The 19,048-nt window shown below is 38.9% G+C and carries 19 protein-coding genes; 11 read left to right on the plus strand and 8 right to left on the minus strand.

Annotation, left to right across the window (positions count from 1 at the left end; genetic code table 11):
- Positions 1–194 precede the first annotated feature (194 nt).
- On the minus strand, positions 195–575 hold the full coding sequence (locus tag ACLHK8_RS04910; RefSeq protein WP_057774488.1) for a hypothetical protein: 381 nt from the start codon (positions 573–575) through the stop codon (positions 195–197).
- A gap of 75 nt (positions 576–650) precedes the next feature.
- Entirely contained in the window at positions 651–3,389 is a 2,739-nt protein-coding gene (locus tag ACLHK8_RS04915) for an HAD-IC family P-type ATPase (RefSeq protein ID WP_057774486.1), read from the minus strand.
- Between the two features lie 245 nt (positions 3,390–3,634).
- Here ACLHK8_RS04915 and ACLHK8_RS04920 point away from each other — a divergent pair, with 245 nt between their 5' ends.
- Positions 3,635–5,020, plus strand: a complete 1,386-nt coding sequence (locus tag ACLHK8_RS04920; protein ID WP_057774480.1) for a hemolysin family protein — start codon at positions 3,635–3,637, stop codon at positions 5,018–5,020.
- A 166-nt stretch (positions 5,021–5,186) separates the two neighbouring features.
- Here ACLHK8_RS04920 and ACLHK8_RS04925 read toward each other — a convergent pair whose 3' ends face one another.
- A complete protein-coding gene (locus tag ACLHK8_RS04925) occupies positions 5,187–5,999 on the minus strand; it encodes an HAD family hydrolase (RefSeq protein ID WP_063696669.1) in 813 nt (270 codons plus the stop codon).
- Between the two features lie 165 nt (positions 6,000–6,164).
- On the opposite strand from ACLHK8_RS04925, the gene nrdI reads away from it, so the two are divergent.
- Positions 6,165–6,644, plus strand: coding sequence for a class Ib ribonucleoside-diphosphate reductase assembly flavoprotein NrdI (gene nrdI, locus ACLHK8_RS04930; RefSeq protein WP_434520425.1), 480 nt, complete (start codon positions 6,165–6,167; stop codon positions 6,642–6,644).
- A 63-nt stretch (positions 6,645–6,707) separates the two neighbouring features.
- Here the strand turns inward: nrdI and ACLHK8_RS04935 are convergent, their stop codons facing one another.
- Positions 6,708–7,568: an aldo/keto reductase gene (locus ACLHK8_RS04935; protein WP_057774651.1), complete on the minus strand. Its 861-nt coding sequence runs from the start codon at positions 7,566–7,568 to the stop codon at positions 6,708–6,710.
- 143 nt (positions 7,569–7,711) lie between these two features.
- Between ACLHK8_RS04935 and ACLHK8_RS04940 the strand changes: the two genes are divergently transcribed.
- The 3 genes from ACLHK8_RS04940 (at position 7,712) to ACLHK8_RS04950 (ending at position 10,218) form a co-directional block, all read left to right on the plus strand.
- Positions 7,712–8,368, plus strand: a complete 657-nt coding sequence (locus ACLHK8_RS04940) for a YczE/YyaS/YitT family protein (protein WP_057774648.1) — start codon at positions 7,712–7,714, stop codon at positions 8,366–8,368.
- Positions 8,369–8,456: 88 nt separating this feature from the next.
- Positions 8,457–9,248, plus strand: coding sequence for a tyrosine-protein phosphatase (locus tag ACLHK8_RS04945; RefSeq protein WP_323709131.1), 792 nt, complete (start codon positions 8,457–8,459; stop codon positions 9,246–9,248).
- Positions 9,249–9,273: 25 nt separating this feature from the next.
- On the plus strand, positions 9,274–10,218 hold the full coding sequence (locus ACLHK8_RS04950) for an alpha/beta hydrolase (RefSeq protein ID WP_057774639.1): 945 nt from the start codon (positions 9,274–9,276) through the stop codon (positions 10,216–10,218).
- A 101-nt stretch (positions 10,219–10,319) separates the two neighbouring features.
- Here ACLHK8_RS04950 and ACLHK8_RS04955 read toward each other — a convergent pair whose 3' ends face one another.
- Positions 10,320–10,730, minus strand: coding sequence for a Spx/MgsR family RNA polymerase-binding regulatory protein (locus ACLHK8_RS04955; protein ID WP_057774636.1), 411 nt, complete (start codon positions 10,728–10,730; stop codon positions 10,320–10,322).
- A 234-nt stretch (positions 10,731–10,964) separates the two neighbouring features.
- Between ACLHK8_RS04955 and ACLHK8_RS04960 the strand changes: the two genes are divergently transcribed.
- Both ACLHK8_RS04960 and ACLHK8_RS04965 read left to right on the plus strand, forming a co-directional pair.
- Positions 10,965–11,447: a TspO/MBR family protein gene (locus ACLHK8_RS04960; protein ID WP_063696665.1), complete on the plus strand. Its 483-nt coding sequence runs from the start codon at positions 10,965–10,967 to the stop codon at positions 11,445–11,447.
- A 262-nt stretch (positions 11,448–11,709) separates the two neighbouring features.
- Positions 11,710–11,967 carry a hypothetical protein gene (locus ACLHK8_RS04965; RefSeq protein ID WP_057774634.1) on the plus strand — a complete coding sequence of 86 codons (258 nt, stop codon included), beginning with the start codon at positions 11,710–11,712 and terminating at the stop codon, positions 11,965–11,967.
- Positions 11,968–12,006: 39 nt separating this feature from the next.
- Here the strand turns inward: ACLHK8_RS04965 and ACLHK8_RS04970 are convergent, their stop codons facing one another.
- A complete protein-coding gene (locus ACLHK8_RS04970) occupies positions 12,007–12,786 on the minus strand; it encodes a tyrosine-protein phosphatase (protein ID WP_434520426.1) in 780 nt (259 codons plus the stop codon).
- Between the two features lie 11 nt (positions 12,787–12,797).
- Positions 12,798–13,568 carry a tyrosine-protein phosphatase gene (locus ACLHK8_RS04975; protein WP_063696660.1) on the minus strand — a complete coding sequence of 257 codons (771 nt, stop codon included), beginning with the start codon at positions 13,566–13,568 and terminating at the stop codon, positions 12,798–12,800.
- A gap of 202 nt (positions 13,569–13,770) precedes the next feature.
- Between ACLHK8_RS04975 and ACLHK8_RS04980 the strand changes: the two genes are divergently transcribed.
- The 3 genes from ACLHK8_RS04980 (at position 13,771) to ACLHK8_RS04990 (ending at position 16,000) form a co-directional block, all read left to right on the plus strand.
- Positions 13,771–14,232 carry an ASCH domain-containing protein gene (locus ACLHK8_RS04980; RefSeq protein ID WP_063696658.1) on the plus strand — a complete coding sequence of 154 codons (462 nt, stop codon included), beginning with the start codon at positions 13,771–13,773 and terminating at the stop codon, positions 14,230–14,232.
- A gap of 90 nt (positions 14,233–14,322) precedes the next feature.
- Positions 14,323–14,682, plus strand: a complete 360-nt coding sequence (locus ACLHK8_RS04985) for a hypothetical protein (protein ID WP_057774622.1) — start codon at positions 14,323–14,325, stop codon at positions 14,680–14,682.
- A 94-nt stretch (positions 14,683–14,776) separates the two neighbouring features.
- Positions 14,777–16,000 (plus strand): MFS transporter, encoded by a 1,224-nt coding sequence (locus ACLHK8_RS04990; protein ID WP_063698269.1) that lies wholly within the window; start codon positions 14,777–14,779, stop codon positions 15,998–16,000.
- A gap of 209 nt (positions 16,001–16,209) precedes the next feature.
- Here ACLHK8_RS04990 and purB read toward each other — a convergent pair whose 3' ends face one another.
- Entirely contained in the window at positions 16,210–17,505 is a 1,296-nt protein-coding gene (purB, locus tag ACLHK8_RS04995) for an adenylosuccinate lyase (protein WP_063698271.1), read from the minus strand.
- A gap of 243 nt (positions 17,506–17,748) precedes the next feature.
- Here purB and ACLHK8_RS05000 point away from each other — a divergent pair, with 243 nt between their 5' ends.
- Positions 17,749–19,038: an adenylosuccinate synthase gene (locus ACLHK8_RS05000; protein ID WP_063698274.1), complete on the plus strand. Its 1,290-nt coding sequence runs from the start codon at positions 17,749–17,751 to the stop codon at positions 19,036–19,038.
- The last annotated feature ends 10 nt before the right edge of the window (positions 19,039–19,048 follow it).

The following is a 19,048-nucleotide window of genomic DNA, read 5'->3' on the forward strand; positions in this document are numbered from 1 at the left end:
ATTTCTTGGTACATTTATATAGTATGACCTTTTAGAAACGAATGCAAGAATTTAGCACTCTTTATGTAAGAGTGCTAAATGTGTGTCTTAAAAAGCCGGTATCATAGGATTAACAATTCATTAATTTTAACAATAAAAAAGTTTCTAAACTAGCTTAACGCAGTTTAGAAACTTTTAATTTAGTCCGCTATTGTTTAATAAGTAACTACTTTATGTGTTTCATTAGGCTTATCTTGAACCTTTAAATCTGAAGCATCCCCTAAAATATGCAATGCTTTTTCTCTTGTTTCAACTTGGTCCATGTCGAAGATAATTGATTCAATGGCACCACCGATAAAGTCAAAACGTTCAAAGAAAATGTATGGATCTTCGTTATCACGATGATGAAATTCATCTTCAATTTGTTCGTAAAATCCTTCGCTCCACAGCCGATCTTTTAAATCGGGAAAATCATTTCTAGTAACGAAACCTTTTTCTGCGATCATGTCAGCTGCTTGCTTAACATCTTCTTTATCGAAGTCGATTTTTGCAATCCGTTCTTTATCTGTTTCAACTTTAACTGCTTCTTTTGCCATTTTCGAAATCTCCCTAATCATATTTTTACGACTTCATCCTAGCACCACTTTTTAAAATGGTAAAATGAAACCCCTTTATTTTTGATTACGAGACGTCGCTAAATGCAGTCGATGGCGGAGATCAAACAGTTTATCAAGCTCAGTAACAATTAAAACAACAATTCCGGCCACAATTGGCAATAACCAAAGGGGGGCGCTTAACCCAGCAGTGCTAAAGATACTCTGCATAAATGGTAAATAGGTAATTCCGGCTTGCAATACCAGGAGAATCCCGATGATGACAAAGGCCATCTTATTACGTAAAACATCTTTTGAAATTGCTGGCTTGGGCGTCCGAATGTTAAAGAGATAAAAGATTTTTCCGAATACAATTACGTTTAAGGTAACGGTACTTGCAACGGTCGAACTAACCCCTTGCATCGTTAACCAGTTGAAAGCTCCAATTCCCAGAGCAGCAATCAAAATTGCCACATAGATAATTTGCCAAACATCTTTTCTATTTAAGAAAGACTGATTACTCTTTCGTGGCATCCGCTTCATGATACCTTCCTCAGCTGGTTCAAATAAGAACGCGAACTGAATTGTGACTGCGGAAACCATGTTAATCCATAATAACTGGGTTGGCACCAAAGGTAATTCTTGTTGGAACATAATCGATATCAACACAATCAAACCTTCAGCAAAACTAGTGGGTAATAAGAACCGAATCGTTTTTTTGATATTATCGTAAACGTGACGTCCCTCTTTAATTGCGGTCGTCAACGTTGCAAAGTTATCATCTGCTAAAACCATATCGGCAGCTTCTTTCGCAACATCGGTTCCTTTGATCCCCATCGCAATTCCAATATCAGCTTTTTTCAAGGCTGGCGCATCATTAACACCGTCACCCGTCATGGCAGTGACAAGCCCATTAGCTTGGTATGCTTCCACAATTCGCAACTTGTTCATCGGCGTTGTCCGCGCAAACACATTGTAATCCTGGATAACTTCTTTTAGTTTTTCATCTGAAAGCTCATCAATTTGCGCACCTGTGATGGCCGAAACATTTTCATCTAAACCAAGCTTTGCAGCAATCGCAGACGCCGTTTCAGGGTGATCACCAGTAATCATTTTAACTTTAATTCCGGCTTCACGCATTTGCTTCAATGCCACGATGGTTTCTTCTCTAGGGGGATCAATAATCCCAGTAATTCCTAGAAAATGAACTCCTTCTGCCATAACTTCTGGGGTAAGGTTATGGACATCACGCGAAACTTCACGATAACCCAAGGCCACCACTCGTTCACCGTCTCTTGCCAACTGAGATACCCGGTTTGTCCAGTCTGGAATATCAAAGCTACTATCTGCTTGTTTGGCCATTGTAAAGATCTTATCTGGAGACCCTTTCACCAAAATAACGCGTTGTCCGTCTGAATCCTCATCCAGTTTAGCAATATAACGATATTCTGAATCAAATGGAATTTTGTCCAATTCAACTAAGTCAGGCTCAGTTTCTTTAAACACCTTATGATACAGTGCTAAAAATGCGCCATCAGTAGGTTCTCCGTTGATTTCCCACTTATCATCATTTTTAATCAGGCGTGTGTCATTAGCTTCGTGTCCAGCAACCATCAACCGGTCTAAATCTTCATCTTGACCGACAGCGACCGGTTGGCCATTTTTAGTAATATGCCCAGTTGGTGTATAACCCGTTCCGGTTACCGCATACTTACCATTTTTGGTAATCAGCGTATCAATTGTCATTTCATTTTTTGTTAAGGTTCCCGTTTTATCAGTATTAATCACATCAACTGACCCAAGGGTTTCTACAGCCGGCAAAGTTTTGACGATCGCATTTTGTTTCGTCATTTTTTGCACACCCATGGCCAAAACCACTGAGGTACTAGCTGGCAAGCCTTCTGGAAGGGAACCCACCACCATGGTAATCACCGCCACCATCAAGGCAGAAACCGAGTAAACTCGTGTCACTAAACCATAAACAGCTAATAAAACGGCTACCGCCACAATCGCGTAAGAAATATATTTACCTAAACCATTAATTTCTCGCATTAGTGGGGTTGTTTTTGATTTTACACTTTCCATGCTGGCGTTAATTTTACCAATTTCACTATTTGCACCAGTGGCCGTCACAATTCCTAGCCCACTACCATTTGTCACCGCAGTTGATGCATAAGCCATATTCAAACGGTCTCCCAATGGCGTTTTAGGATCTGTTAACGGTTCATCATTTTTTAAAACGGAGTCAGTTTCTCCAGTTAATGAAGATTCCTGAATTTTTAAATTATCAGCAGCTAAAATTCGGAGATCCGCCGGGACGTTATCACCAGCTTCAAGGAAAACTAAGTCCCCTACAACTAACTCCTCGGCCTCGATATCATCTCGTTTACCATCGCGAATAACCGTTGCAGAAACTTGCAACATCTGTTTAATATTATCGATAGCTTCCGAAGCTTTACTCTCTTGAAAATAACCGATCAGTGCGTTAACAATTACAACCAGCCCAATTACAATCGAATCTGAATATTCTCGCAATAGAAAAGTCGCGATCGCGGCGACAATAAGAATATAGGTAATACTGTTATTGAACTGTTTGAAAAAGCGTACCCACTTGCTTTGCTTCCTTTGGACCAATGCGTTGGGCCCATCCTGTTTCAATCGTTCCTGGGCTTTCTCACTTGTCAGGCCTTGATCAAGCGCAATCTGATCTTTAGCCAAGAGTTGATCCGTTGTCTGAGTTATAAACGCATGAGGAGGTTTACTCTTTTCTATTTCCCCACCATTGTCAGTACTACCAGAAGCAGAACCTTTTGTCATAATTTAAATTTCCTCCTATATATTGAATTATCTTTTGTAAGTAGTATCATATCCAATTATCACTTAAATGTCAAAAGATACTTATCGGACTTATAAGAATTCTAATATCATTCATCATTTTTTCAAACTTTTTTATAAATATGTGACAAATTAACTGGTATCCTTGACTAATTTGAAAGATTTTTCTCTAGAGACGCGCTATAATATAAAGATAATGTAATTACAAAAGAAATGGGGAATGGTCCTTGGACAGTGGTCAGATAATCAGCGATACTATTATCATTTTGATTACCTTTATCATGGCATACTTTTTCGTCGCTGCTGAATTTGCGCTTGTCGAAAGTCGGTTAAGTGCCTTAGAAGAAGCAAGAGCAACAGCAGTTGGTGGGCGGCTCAAAAAGCTCGATCGAGCAATCCACATGGTTTCAAATCTAAATGAGTACCTTTCTACAACCCAGGTTGGAACATCCGTCTGTGGGATTATCCTAGGTTGGATTGGTGAATCGTACGTTGAATACTTTATTATTTTGTTTTTCGGTTCTACACATCTAATTAACCAGACTTCTCTGCATGCCATTGGAGCGGTGATTGGGGTTCTTCTTTTAACCTATTTAGAAGTTGTTATCACAGAAATTGTGCCAAAGAATATTAGTATTGATATTCCCTTAAAAGTTTTAATGAGGCTTGTAACCCCATTACACTGGTTTCATACCGCGTTCTATCCCTTTGTTTGGTTACTAAATGCTTCAGCAAATGGTATTGTCAAATTAATGGGGATGGAACCTGCTGACGAAAGTAATGAAGTCTTCTCACAGGCTGAAATTTTAAGCTTATCAAAAAATGCCGTCACTGGTGGTGAACTTGATCAAAACGATTATGTTTACATGCAGCGGGCGTTTGACTTTAATGATAAAGTTGCTAAAGACATCATGATTGATCGTACTCAATTAGTTGTTTTAGATGTTGACGCAACGGTTGATGAAGCATTGCTACTATATTTACAGAAACGTTTTAGCCGTTTCCCAGTCGTTGCTAATAACGATAAGGATAAGATCCTAGGTTATGTTTACAACTACGATTTAGTTCGTCAAAGTCGTGTAGACGGTAAAGTTAAGGTTAGCAAGTTACTTCGAAACATCATTACCGTTCCTGAAACAGTCCTTATTCAAGAGGTTCTCCAAAGAATGCTGCAAAAGCAAACCCCCATTTCCGTTGTTGTTGATGAATATGGTGGGACTAGTGGGATTATCACGGATAAAGATATTTATGAAGAAGTTTTCGGAACAATTAGTGATGAAGTTGATGATGTTTCTGGCGACTATATTCACAAAGAAACAGATGGCTCCTATCAAGTCAGTGGTAAAACTACGATGTACGATTTTGAACGGTACTTTGGAATCGATGTCCCTGGATTTGAAGGAGAAGATGTTGTCACACTTGGTGGTTATGTCATTGATCATCACCCAAATATTCAAGTGCACGATAAAGTTCGCATCGATCGGTATAACTTCGAAGTTTTAGATAATGAAAATGCTCATATTGATTGGTTCCACGTCACAAAAATCTCTGATGAAGAATTCAAAAAGCTAAAAGACAAAGCTGAAACAGATCGATTAAACATGGATAACTAAATACGAAAGACCAGTTTGAGTTTCATCAAACTGGTCTTTTTTGTTATTACTTTTTTTGAGGACGGCTCGGCAATGCAAGAGGCAGAAAATAACTATCCTTCCCGCGGGATTGCGATCCCGCATCCAGGACAGTTATTTTCTGCCTCTTAACGCATTGCCGAGCCCACTAATCTAAGAACCTTCTCTTCAAATACTTGGGCAATCCGTCATCTTCACTTGCTTCTGTCACCGCGTCCGCTTGGGCCTTTATTTCATCCGCACTATTTCCCATTGCAACACCCGTTCCGGCCGCCTTTAACATTCCCAAATCGTTTTTATCATTTCCAAACGCAATCGTATGGTCTACCGGAATTCCATATTGATTTGTAATCGCGCGAACCGCACTTGCCTTATCAATTCGTTTTGGAATCAACTCAATATTATCCGGACTCGAAGACGACACACTCAACACATCTGCCTCTACTAATTTTTGGCGCGCAATTGACAGTTTGTCCAATTGTCCTTGAGCAATCACGATTCCATTTATAATTTGTTCACTAACCTCATTCAAATGATCGCGATCATGCACATCTTCAAACTTACCAGCACCATCCTGCATAACCCGCATTCTCGCGAGTCGACTCAGATCCCAGGGCTTATTCCTTGTATAAAACGTTCGATCTGTACTAAAAAAATTGGTCGATAATTCTAATTCCGTTGTGATGTCATAAACGGTACTAATTGCCTTCCACCCCAAATGATCTTGGTGCAAATGATGTCCTTTTTGATAAACGGAACCATTCGAAGCAATTATTTCTACCTTTGAATTAATTCTTTTTTGAATAACTTGCGCTAACGATAACATTCTCCCCGTCGCAATATAGAAAATAAATCCTTGCTGTTGCAATTGTTCGATTACTTTTTTAGTCATTGTAGAAACGTTTTGGTTATGTGAAATCAGCGTCCCATCAATATCCATAAATACAATATAAGGTTCCAAATTAACGACCCCAATTCTTTTTCATTTAATTTGTTATAGGTCTAGTTTACTACTTTGTTAAAACGGTTTCAGGATTTCAAGAAAACTATTTTCCAAAAATTTTAAGTGGTACAATATCCTTAATGACTTACAATTATAAACGGTAATCCTTAAGGAGGTCCCACCATGTCAATTATTAATATTTTATACATTTCTGTTGCGGGAAATACACGGTCTTTTACACAGGATCTTCAAGATTATGCTGAAGAACAGCATTCAAAAGATGCAGCCAATCCTCTCGTTTCTTTAAAAGAAATCTCTGAAGAATCCGATTTTGATAGCGAACAAGAACCTTATTTTGCTTTTGTGCCTACTTATCTTGATGGTGGGAATGGTGTGGATAATGGTGTTAAGGAGCTTATGACTAACGTTTTAGGCGAATACATCGCTTATAAAAATAATCGTAAACTTTGCCTTGGCGTAATCGGCAGTGGTAATCGCAATTTTGGTTTGCAGTATTGCTTAACCGCTAAACGATATGCCCGCGATTATGGCTTCGACTATTTAGACAACTATGAGTTGCGTGGAAATTCTACTGATTGCAAACGCATATACGAAACTATGAAGAAAAATAATGTATTAAAAAACTCTACCGAAGAAGTTTAATTAATAACCGATCTAAAAAAATGCCCGATTCATAAAAATGAATCGAGCATTTTACTTTGCTGACTACCAAGTAATGGTATCTGGATCCGTAGCTAAACCTGCAAGCCCCCGTAAACCATCAATTGTTTTCATATCTGCATCATCAATTACAAAATCAAACAATTTTGTATTTTCAATAATTCGTTCATTATGCACAGACTTTGGTAGTGGTAAAAATCCGTGTTGCAAAGACCAACGCAAGACAACCTGCGCGACTGACTTATGGTATTTTTCACCCATAGATTTCAGCTCTGAAACACCAAAGATTTTTCCTGTCCCTAGTGGGCTATATGCTTCAGATAAAATATTATGTTCATCATTGTATTTCACAACTTCTGGCTGTAAATCGCTTGGGTTAAGGAAAATTTGGTTAACCTGAGGGACAACCGTTGCCGTTTTTAAAAGTGCATCCAAATGCTTAGGACGGAAATTAGAAACACCAATCGTGCGCAGCTTGCCAGCTTTTTGAGCCTCTTCCATTGCACGCCATGTATCCGCATTGGCTTGTTCCCAAGTATCCCGATAAGCAATTGGATTTGGCCAATGAATTAAGAACAGATCCAAGTAGTCTAACCCTAAATTGGTTAAGGATTTATCAATCGCCTGCTTGGTATTTTCATAGCCATGATCTTTACCATCTAACTTAGAAGTAACCCAAAGTTGATCGCGAGCAATCCCACTATCTTTAATTCCTTTGCCAACACTTTGTTCATTCCCATAAGCGAAGGCGGTATCGATATGGCGATAACCAGCCGCTAAAGCCTCTTCAACTGATTTCTCAGCAACGTCACCATCTGGTGTTTGCCAAGTACCAAAACCGACAATGGGAATTTTTACCCCATTATTTAATTCATAAGTATCTGTTAATTTCGTTAATTTTGCCAAAATATACCCTCCTGTCAAGTAATGGTTCCATTATAGAGCAAATTTGTAAGCGTTAAAAATATTTGGCATCTTTCTGCAAAATATTCTATGATGATCACATACATACTGTGCTGTATGAATTCAGCTAAAAAGGAAGTTCCGTTGTGGACAAACATGCAGATTTTAAAAAAAGGCTCTTTTTCTTGGCCGTTTCAATCGTCTTAAACTCATTTTCAAACGCACTGACGGTTGCTAGTCACTGCGGAAGCGCCCTTTGGACTTCCTCATCGGTCAACTTAAGCAACTGGCTGCATTTCTCTTTAGGGAGTGTTTTATTTGTCGAGGGAATCGCGGTGGTTATTGCTAACGCTGTGTTACTCAAAAGGTTTGACTGGCACCGGGCGCTTGGAAATTTAGTATTTATGATTCCATTTTCTTTTCTGGTGGGCAGTATTAGTACTGGTTTAGATGCCCATGGCTTTTTAAACTTGCCACTGTGGGTCAGAGTCGTAGCTGACATTCTTGGGATCGTCGGAATTGGTGTTGCAGTCTCTATTTATCAACGTGCTAATATCGTGTTGCATCCTAACGACGATCTGACCTACATCGTGCGGTTTAAATTTATGCACGGTCATGCGGCCAAAGCACAGTGGATCAGCTATATTCCGGCAATTTCAATCATCTTGCTGACATTTATAATGACTCATCATGTTTATGCGGTCGGGCTTGGAACCGTGTTGGCCTTTGTTTTACAAGGTGCCGTCACTGGTTGGGCAGATCGCCATGTCTTCACCACACTTAAACATCATCTAAATGTTTAAGTAAATTTAATAGGAAGAAAATCAGGACTGTGCTATCATTTTTTATATAGGTTGTACGTTAAATAAAGATACGGGAGGATTTATCATGGTGAGATCGCGAATACTACAATTGCAAAAAGGCGGTAATTTTAGAGAGCTTGGTGGCTATCAAACAATATCCGGTGAAACTATCAAATGGCACAAAATCATTCGATCAGCAAAACTGGCGGATTTGACAGATGCTGACCTTACTTTTCTAAGCGATTATGGATTAAAATATGACATTGACTTTCGCTCTCCAGAAGAAAAGGCAACCTCTCCAGATCGTGTTCCAAATCACGCAAAGTATTTATTCATCCCCGTTTTTTCAACGGATGAAACTCAAAATTCCAAACAAACTGACCGCTTGCAACGAAAAATGGATACCGATCCCACAACCGGCCGTCAACAAATGCAACGTGCTTACCAAGATATCATCACAAATCCTCATTCTCAAAAAGCCTACCGAAGTTTCTTTGATGTGCTACTTGAAAATGATGACGAGAAAAGCACCTTATTGTTCCACTGTACCGCTGGCAAGGATCGCACAGGTATGGGAGCCGTCTTCTTTTTAAGTGCGTTAGGTGTGAATGAAGACACCATCAAGGCCGATTATCTCTTGACCAACAAAGTCATTCAACCGCAACAAGCTGCGATGATTAAATCCTTAAAACTCCAAGGAGCTTCTTCAGCATTTATTCAAAGCATGCGCGACTTACAAAGTGTCCAAATTTCATTTTATAACACGGCCATGGATCAAATTCAGAAAACCTCAGGGGATATGCCCACGTACCTCCATGACTATTTGAACCTTTCAAAAAATAATATCCAAGATTTACGTCACATTTATCTCGAAAACTAGTACAAACTAACAAGGATGGTGATTTATGAAGAGAAAAAATTTAATTGGCCTCGGTGTTGTAGCTCCTTTAGCTTTAGGAATTACCGGGCTAACTGCCGCGAGTGCTAAATTATATGATTATGCCTTTCGCCGCGTAGATTACGTTCCCGAAACTTCAGCTGATAAACAAAAATATGCAGATGATTATTATACCTATGTCAATTGGTTTCACGGAGTAACTTCCCATCACTGGACATTACATCACGACGATTTAGAAAACCGCGTCGAGGCTACTTTTATTCCAGCTGCCCAGGCCGACTCAAAAAAGACGGTTATTATTGCTCATGGCTATAAAGGAAACGGCGAAACCATGTCCAACTATGCCAAAATGTTTTACGATATGGGTTACAACGTCTTATTACCAGACGATCGTGCTCACGGACACAGTTCCGGTGATTACATTAATTTCGGCTGGATCGATCGGTTAGATTTTGTGGATTGGGCTAATTCTGTAGTCAGTCGGATCGGTTCGGATTCCCAAATTATTATGTTTGGGGTTAGTATGGGTGGCGCGACGATACAGATGACCAGTGGTGAGGATTTGCCCTCTCAAGTCAAACTTATGATTTCTGATTGTGGCTATTCAAACCTACGTGACGAACTTTCTTATTTATTAAAAGAACAATTCAATCTACCTGCCAAAATATTTGTGCCCCTGATTAATGCAATTAATCGCCACCGCATGGGGTTTTCGATCGATGCTGTTTCTTCCATCCGACAGCTACGCAAAAACACCCGACCATTTTTATTTATTCATGGGGAAAAAGACATTTATGTCCCGACCTCCATGGTTGATGAAAGTTTCGAAGCTTGTGGTGATCCTAAAGAAATTTGGATTGTGCCCGAGGCCTCTCATGCGGAGAGCTTTTGGATAAATCCTCAGGCTTACCAAGAAAAAGTTCAACAATTCATTGATGAATATTTAAATTAGCTATCAAAATAAAAAGACTAAGTAAGAAATCACCAGCTGCCCACGTTTATTGGCGTGGTCGACTCTGATTTTTAGCTTAGTCTTTTTTTATTATCTAATTATTAGGCATCATGTAAAATGCTCAACATTTGCGCAAATGACACGCGTCTCGTTTCTCTTGGGATAAAGCTACGAATTTCATCTTCATTGAACCCAATTTGTAATTTATTGTGTGTAAAAATAATTGGTTTTTTAATTAAACTTGGATAGTTCACTAATAGTCGATGTAATTGACTGATAGTTAGTGAATCAATATACTTCCGCCCAAATTTTTTGAATGCCTTTGATCTTTCGGAAATAATCTCTTCCGCACCATACTCAGTAAGTGATAAAACTTTTTTTAAAGTGTCTAGTGTAATGGCTGTTGAAACAACATTAACTCTGTCATAAGCTAAATCATGTGTATCTAACCAGTGACACGCGCGCCGTGCGGACCCACAACTAGGTCCCCATAATACTGTTATCTTTTCCATACTTGAAACACTCCTTTTTGTTTTACTTATCATTTACATAAGACTAACTATAAACTAAATAATTAGTTTTGTCTACTGTTTTTCATAATTAAAATAAATTATTTTTTCAATTAGTAACTCGGCTTGTCGGAAATAGCTAAGCGCTTACTTTTTGAGCATTTCTCTTTAGCAGTCCCGGTGGGGTTGGTAAACTCTAGGTAATTACTAAAACTTTTATCTGGGAGGATCAGAATAATGAAAACCAAAAAATCGATTAATTGGATAGTACTTATATGCTTCATCCTTGGAGTTGAGATTCTAGGAAGCCTTTCATCTTTGTTTGCGGGAAACATTAAGGCCATCTATAATGCTTTGTCTCTACCACCATTGTCACCGCCTGATTATATTTTCGGGATTGTTTGGCCACTACTCTACTTATTGATTGCACTCTCTGGTTATTTTATCTTTCAGTCAATTGCCTTTAAGCGTGACAAAGTAGCTAGTTTCATTCTATTTACGACCCAACTTGTTTTAAATTTCGTATGGAGTATTGTTTTCTTTGGCGGAGATTTTTATTGGTTTGGACTGTTAATCGTAGTTATTTTAGACCTAGTCGTTCTGGGGTGTATCTGGCACTTTTATAGAGTCAGCCGAATTGCATCCCTGCTCTTGTTACCTTATTTTGTCTGGATTCTGTTTGCGACCTACCTTACCTTAGGAGTTGCCGTGTTAAACTAGTGTTAATAAACCTTTTAACTTTTCGTCACAAAAAATTCATACATGCAAGGTATTATATAAATATAGATAAAGCCAATAACTTTACCTATATGAAATTAGCATACTCCTCCAAAGTTACTATATTTCATTGTTTTTCATGATAACAACCTACTCCCCTATATAAAGAACCCAGCCATGCATGGCTGGGTTTCTTTTTTTTCATTGTTATTTATTCGCCAAATAAGGTAGTATAGAAACAATAATAAACATAGGATGTGTTAATGTGCGTGTAAAATATTGGTCAGATTTTGTCATTGGAATTATCGTCATCATTGCCTGTATCGTGGGCTGGTTTACTGGTTACTTTAACAATGGTAATAGTTATTCAGAAATCGAAAAAATGCTGATTCTCATTTTAGCTTTTAGTGTTTTGTTTGGCTTACGGATGGATATGAAAGGTGCCAATCGTTTTGAAGCCGTTTCGGCCGCATTCCTCGGAATCGCCTTTCTGCTGGCCGTTGTTTTATTAGTATTTCTATAAAATAAAAAGTTTGAGACAGATTATCTGTTTCAAACTTTTTTATTCGGTATAGAGATCTCTTAACTGCTCCAACTTTTTGTCAGACAGGTTCATCGCCTCGTGAAGATAATTTGTCATCCCTTGATAGGAAACATCAATTGCCTGTTTAGCTAAATGTAAACTTTGTAGATTTACGTTTCTGGCTTGGTTCATCCGCTCAATGGCCGCACTTTTTGTTCCAGAAGCCGATTTTAATGACGGCATTTTCCCAAACAAAACTTGATTTGATAATAAGTAATCTGTGTCAATCGTTTCTTGATCGACACCTAAAGCACTTAAAACCAGGAAAGCTGCAATTCCAGTGCGATCTTTGCCTGCTGAACAGTGGAAAACAACTGCCTGGTTTGGTTGATCATTTTTAAGCAAAATTTGAAATAATTCTTTAAACGCCGCTTGGGCATGTTGATCAAGCACCATTAGCTGATACGGATCAGAAAGGATGCTCGGCTGATGCGCATCTTTATGAAAAATATTTTTCCACCACTGCTTTAGACTCATCTTTTTATGAGCCGTAAACGGATAAACTGACGCTGAAATGTGGACCATTTCAGGAATTGTCGGATCCGGATTTCGCGAAATTTCGTAATCTGACCGTAAATCAACATCGTAACGAAGCCCATAATCTGTCAGAAACTGTTTGTCCGTTTTCTTAAGCACAGATAGATAGCCGGAACGTAAGAGTTTGCGCCATTTAATTGTTTTACCATCCTGTGTCGGATAACCACCTAATTCGCGAAAATTCAATCCCGACTGAATGGGCAAGATTCGCTGCTTTTCCATAATTAGCCTCTTTACTCCAGATATATTTTCTTGAGTGCATCTAAATCACTTTTTGAAAGGCCCATCGCTTGATCAAAATAAGTTTCATAATCACCATAATTATCCATAATCGCCTGTTTAGCAATATCCAAAGTATCCCCTTGCACTTGAAAAACAGTATTCATTTTATTGACAAAACTTGCTGCCTTGTCGTTTTGCAGCTGTTTTCGTAAACCATCTTGATCCATTGTGCTATATACAAGGTTAGTCAAAACAAAATCCTGTTTAATCGTCGCATAATCGACACCCAAAGCGGTTAGGATTAGGAATCCAGCGACCCCCGTTCGATCTTTACCAGCCGCACAATGGAACAGTAACGACTTCTGCGGTGTTGAATTAGCCAACAAATCTTGAAACATTGTTCGAAAGGCCAACTGACTTTGGGGATTTAAAATCATCAAAGCGTATGGATGTGAATAATCGGTTGATTCTAGTTTATCGGGTAGTGGTGGCAAATCAGATTCATCATTTTGGGCGATCGGGTAAACGGGATATGACCGATAAATCGTATCTTCAGGTAAACGATCCTGTAGCCAGCTGGCTTCTGAAGGAGAACGTAAATCGATATCATAGTGAAGTCCATAATCTGCCAGATTTTTAACATCTTTTTCTGTTAATCTACTAAGATCACCAGATCGCAATAGTTTTTGCCATTTAATTGTTTTACCATCTTTGGTTGGATAACCGCCAAGTTCACGGAAATTGACACCGCCAGTTATATTTAAAATCCGTTCTTTCTTCATTGTTATCCCTCCAAGCCACTTTGCGTCCATTATACCAAAGAAAAGTTAGTTCGTTTAGAAATGAACATCACATTTTATCACCTAATCTTCCTCATATATAAAAGGCTTACATTTTTCTTAAATTCCAGCCTTGTTTCGTTTTATTTCTGCTCTCAAAGTGCTACACTACAGACATTAAATACGAAAACGAGGATTGATTATTATGGCTTTAAGTGCAGAAAAAATTTGGACCGATTTTGCGGAATCCCATCAACTTACTGACAAGACTTTTCAAACACGCTGGTTTGGTGAACAATCTAATTCCGAAGAAGTTAGTGAACTTACCGAAAAAATTCTTGCTGGTGACAAGACTGCTACATCAAAACCATTGGCCTACTATTCTTCTAAAGATGAACCAATCCCTCAAGTTGGCGATTACTTCGTCCTTTTGAACGCCGACATGCATCCTGTCGGAATTATTGAAACAGTCGTGTCAGAATTGGTTCCATTTTTCCGTGTTTCAGCAGAACATGCTTATAATGATGCTGAAGGAGACCGAACTCTTTCCGATTGGCAAGAACGCAGTAAAGAAAAATTCTCCAGTCAAATGCGTAAATTTGATCGTGAATTTTCTACAAATGATCCGGTTGTTTGTGAAGTTATCAAAGTCGTTTATCGTGTTTAGCTTTTAGTTATCATATGGCTTTACTTATAATATTCATGCATGTATAATACACATTATAGAAAATTTATTCCGACAAAAAGGAGAATGTGTATGAAAATTTATCCAGCTATTTATTCTGTTCAAAACGGTTCTGTTGAGCTCTTAATTCCAGATTTTCCGGGAATGCTAATTGAGGGTGAGACTTTGGTTCAAGCTACTGAAAAAGCAGAAAAACTAATTCTGGCTCAAGACAAAATGCCTGCCCCTTCTGATATGAAAAGTACTCATTTAGTCGAAGGTGAACATGTCATTATGGTCCCGATTGCAGAGCACGAAACAAAAAACACAAAACGCATTCGGCGGAATGTTACCATCCCTCAGTACTTAAATGATTGGGCCAAGCAGACCGGCATCAACGTTTCACAGATTCTGACTGAAACGCTAGATCAACAGTTTAAAACAACTGAATAAACTAAGCTTCCAAGAATCCTCTGCACTTCAAGAGATTATTCTTGGGAGCTTTTTTTCCTTCGTGGTAGAATAATGGCAAAAGGAGTTGTTGGACATGCACCCAATTGCATCACACAGTTGGAAACAAAATGTCGGCTATTTTTTAGCCGCTCAAAATTTTTTCTTATTCGGATCTTCTTCAGTTTATTTTGCCATTCTTTGGTACATTGCTTTAAAAGCATCTTCTGGAACCTGGATTATGCTGGCAACAATGGCTACTACCCTTCCACAAATTTTAATTTCTTTGTGGGCCGGAATCTGGTCTGATCAATATAGCCGCAAAAAACTAATTATCGCGTCCAGCTCATTGGTCACCTTATTAACATTTGGAACTGCAATTATCTATTTTTTCTTTTCGCGTGATCTATGGCTTCTTCTTTTAATTGCCGCAATTCGATCCTTAGGGTCAGGTGTTCAAACCCCAGCTGGCAACGCGCTATTACCCGAAATAACACCAAAAAAAGAGCTTTCCCGCATAAATGGCTTAAATCAGTTTATTAGCTCCGTTCTCTTGCTAATTTCACCAATTTTAAGCGGATTTATTTTAGGAAAACTCGGAATTATGTTTGTCTTTGTCGTTGATTTGGTTACAGCCACATCCGGAATTATTTTGATGGCCTGTGTTCATGCTCCCCAGCAAGAACAACAGCAACAGGAACACGTCGCCGGTTTATCTGGAATTAAGGATGGCTTAAAATATACTTTTTCACATCGCTATCTCCGAAACTTTATGGTATTTACGTTGATTGCTTTTGTGCTTGTTGCACCATCTTCACAATTATCCACGCTATTCGTCAAACGGGCATTCGGATCTGCCGTTTGGCGCCTAACACTAAATGAACTTCTGTGGACGATGGGAGCTTTATTAGGCAGTTTTTACATTACGATGCAAAAACGTTTACCACACAAAATTAAATTAATTACGCTCGGATTTATTGGATCAGGTATTAGTTTTGCGGTGATGGGGCTCCCAGAACCTTTTTGGACATACTTACTCTTTATGTTCTTCTCTGGAATTTGCATGCCAATCATTCAGGCAACCACCAACATCTTAATTCAAGAAAATGTGGCTAAAGAAAAAATGGGTCGTGTCTTCTCCATTCTCCAAATTGTGTCTACCGGTATTTATCCAATTGCAATGCTAGTTTACGGTCCCTTAGCGGATCAAGTTTCAATTCGGTATATTTTGATTGTCACTGGCGTTTTGTTGATCCTGGTTGGCTTTGTATTTCAGAAACGATTAACGTCACTCGCCGGTTACCTGAAGGACCTGAACTAGGCTTAAAAAACTTTCTCTATTTGCTATGTTAACCAAACGATTCTAAAGTCAAATCATTTGGCTAACTAAGCCACCAACTTTTCCTTATGATCTGAAACGTGATTAAAAAAACAGCTTCCTCCGCTTAGCTACGTTAACCAAACGATTCCAAGACCAAATCATTTGGTTAACTAGGCTATGCTCAGAAGCTGACCGTTTTTTTAATCACTCTACTTTATTCCCACCCGCTCAAAAATATAATCCACATTCTTTAGATGATACCTATAATCAAAGGCATCATCTATTTCTTTTTCTGTGAGGTGCTTTTTAATTACTGGATCATTTTCAACCAGTGGTTTAAACTGAATTTCTTCATCCCATGCCTTTGCCGTCAACGGCTGGATCCGGTCATACGCATCCTCTCGTGACATTCCCGCATCAATTAACTTCAATAAAACACGCTGACTGTAAATCAGCCCAAAACTACGACCCATATTGGCCTTCATATGTTCTGGGAATACAGTCAACTCCCCAATAATCTTATTCATTCGCGTCAAAATATAATCCACCAAAATTGTCGTATCTGGTAAAATAATTCGCTCTGCTGATGAATGAGAAATATCACGTTCGTGCCATAAATTTACGTCCTCATAAGCTGTTTGCACATGTCCACGAATCACCCGTGCCAGTCCGGAAATGTTTTCTGAACCAATTGGATTGCGCTTATGGGGCATTGCTGATGATCCTTTTTGGCCGGGCGCAAAATGTTCTTCAACCTCGCGAACTTCGGATTTTTGCAAGCCACGAATCTCCGTCGCAAACTCTTCAAGACTGGTTGCAATCAAAGCCAAAGCTACAATATATTCCGCATGTAAATCACGTGGTAAAATCTGTGTCGAAATTTCTTGAGCGTTTAATCCTAAATCTTCACACACAAATTCTTCAACTTGGGGTGGCACGTTTGCAAAAGTCCCAACTGCGCCACTAATTTTTCCAGCTTCAACGCCTTTTGCGGCATGTTCAAAACGTTCGATATCGCGTTTAATTTCTGAATACCAGCGAGCTAGTTTCAAGCCAAACGTCATGGGCTCAGCATGAACACCGTGCGTACGTCCCATCATGACCGTATATTTATATTTTTTTGCTTGAATAGCCAGAGTTTGTTTAAAAGTTTCTAAGTCGCGACGAATAATTTCATTAGCCTGTTTCAACCGATAACCTTGCGCCGTATCCACCACATCGGTACTCGTTAAGCCATAGTGCACCCATTTCTTTTCGGCACCCAAAGATTCCGAAACATCGCGTGTGAAGGCAATGACATCATGATGCGTCACAGCTTCAATTTCAGCAATTCGATTTTCATCAAACTTCGCATTCTCTTGAATCTTAGCCACGTCTGCGGCAGGAATTTTTCCAAGTTTCCCCCATGCCTTCACAGCTGCAACCTCAACTTTTAACCATGAAGCGTATTGATTATGTAAACTCCATACGTTCCCCATTTCTTCACGTGTATATCTTTCTAACATTCGTATTCCTCACATTCTTCAAGCAAAAGTAAGCTATCTAATATCCGTATAATACTATATCATATAAATATCGGATATTCCATTTGATTTAATAAATAATCAGCTTCTTATAAAGAACAGAACGATTAAAAGCATACTTTAATTTAGTTATTTTATATTATTATTCGTGTTTTACTTGTATTTTCTTAAAAAACTTGCTACACTTATCTGGTTGCTTAAATCAAATTATTTGGGGGTCATTAAATGTCATCAATTGTAGTTGTAGGTAGTCAGTGGGGCGATGAAGGAAAAGGAAAAATCACCGATTTCTTAGGTCGCAAAGCTGCTTTAACCGTTCGTTTCTCTGGTGGAGACAATGCCGGACATTCAATTGTTTTTCAAGGCAAAAAATTCGCATTACAACTTATTCCATCCGGAATTTTTAATCAAGATGGTTTGAGTGTCATCGGAAACGGCGTTGTGGTTAATCCAAAATCCTTACACAACGAATTGCACTACTTAGAAAGTAATGGTATTCCCACAAGTAATCTGCGAATTTCAGATCGGGCACAGGTTATTCTGCCTTATCATATTCGTTTAGATGAATTACAAGAACAATCCAAGGCTGCCGGTAAAATTGGTACAACACACAAAGGTATCGGCCCAGCGTACATGGATAAAGCTGAACGCATCGGAATTCGGATCTGTGACTTGTTAGATCGCGAAACTTTTGAAGAAAAATTAAGAACCAACCTAAAAGCGAAGAACTTATTATTCACCAAGTTATATGAAACAGAACCACTAAAATTTGAAGATATTTTTGAAAGCTACTATCAATATGGTCAAGAAATCAAAGACCAAGTCACTGACACATCGGTCCTTATCAACGATGCGCTTGATAACAATCAAAAAGTGTTGTTTGAGGGTTCACAAGGTGTCATGTTAGATTTTGATCACGGTACTTATCCTTATGTAACCTCTTCTAACCCCATTGCTGGTGGTGCTGCAGTTGGTGCTGGCGTTGGACCACAACGGATCAATCACGTAGTTGGTGCATGTAAAGCTTACACATCTAGAGTTGGTGATGGTCCATTCCCTACCGAACAGCTCAACGAGATTGGGGACTTCATTCGTGAAGCTGGCCATGAATATGGTACTGTTACTGGTCGCCCTCGTCGCATTGGTTGGTTGGACACCGTTGTGTTGCGCCATGCTAAACGGGTTAGTGGTTTATCAAGTCTTTGCTTAAACTGTTTAGACGTTTTGACCGGTTTATCAACCATCAAGATATGTACAGCCTACAAGTTAAACGGTGAAACAATTTATCATTATCCAGCTGCTGAAAAAGCGATCGAAAATTGTGAGCCGATTTACGAAGAATTACCCGGTTGGAACGAAGATATTACGTCATGCAAAACTTTAGAAGAATTACCAGAAAATGCACGTAACTATCTCAAACGAGTTTCCGAGTTAGTCGGAATTCCCCTATCAACATTTTCAGTAGGCCCAGATCGTGAACAAACAAATGTTTTAACCGATACTTGGAATGCCTAATTATTAAAAG

The organism is Pediococcus sp. M21F004 (assembly GCF_051122535.1).
GTDB classification, from domain to species: Bacteria; Bacillota; Bacilli; order Lactobacillales; family Lactobacillaceae; genus Pediococcus; species Pediococcus inopinatus.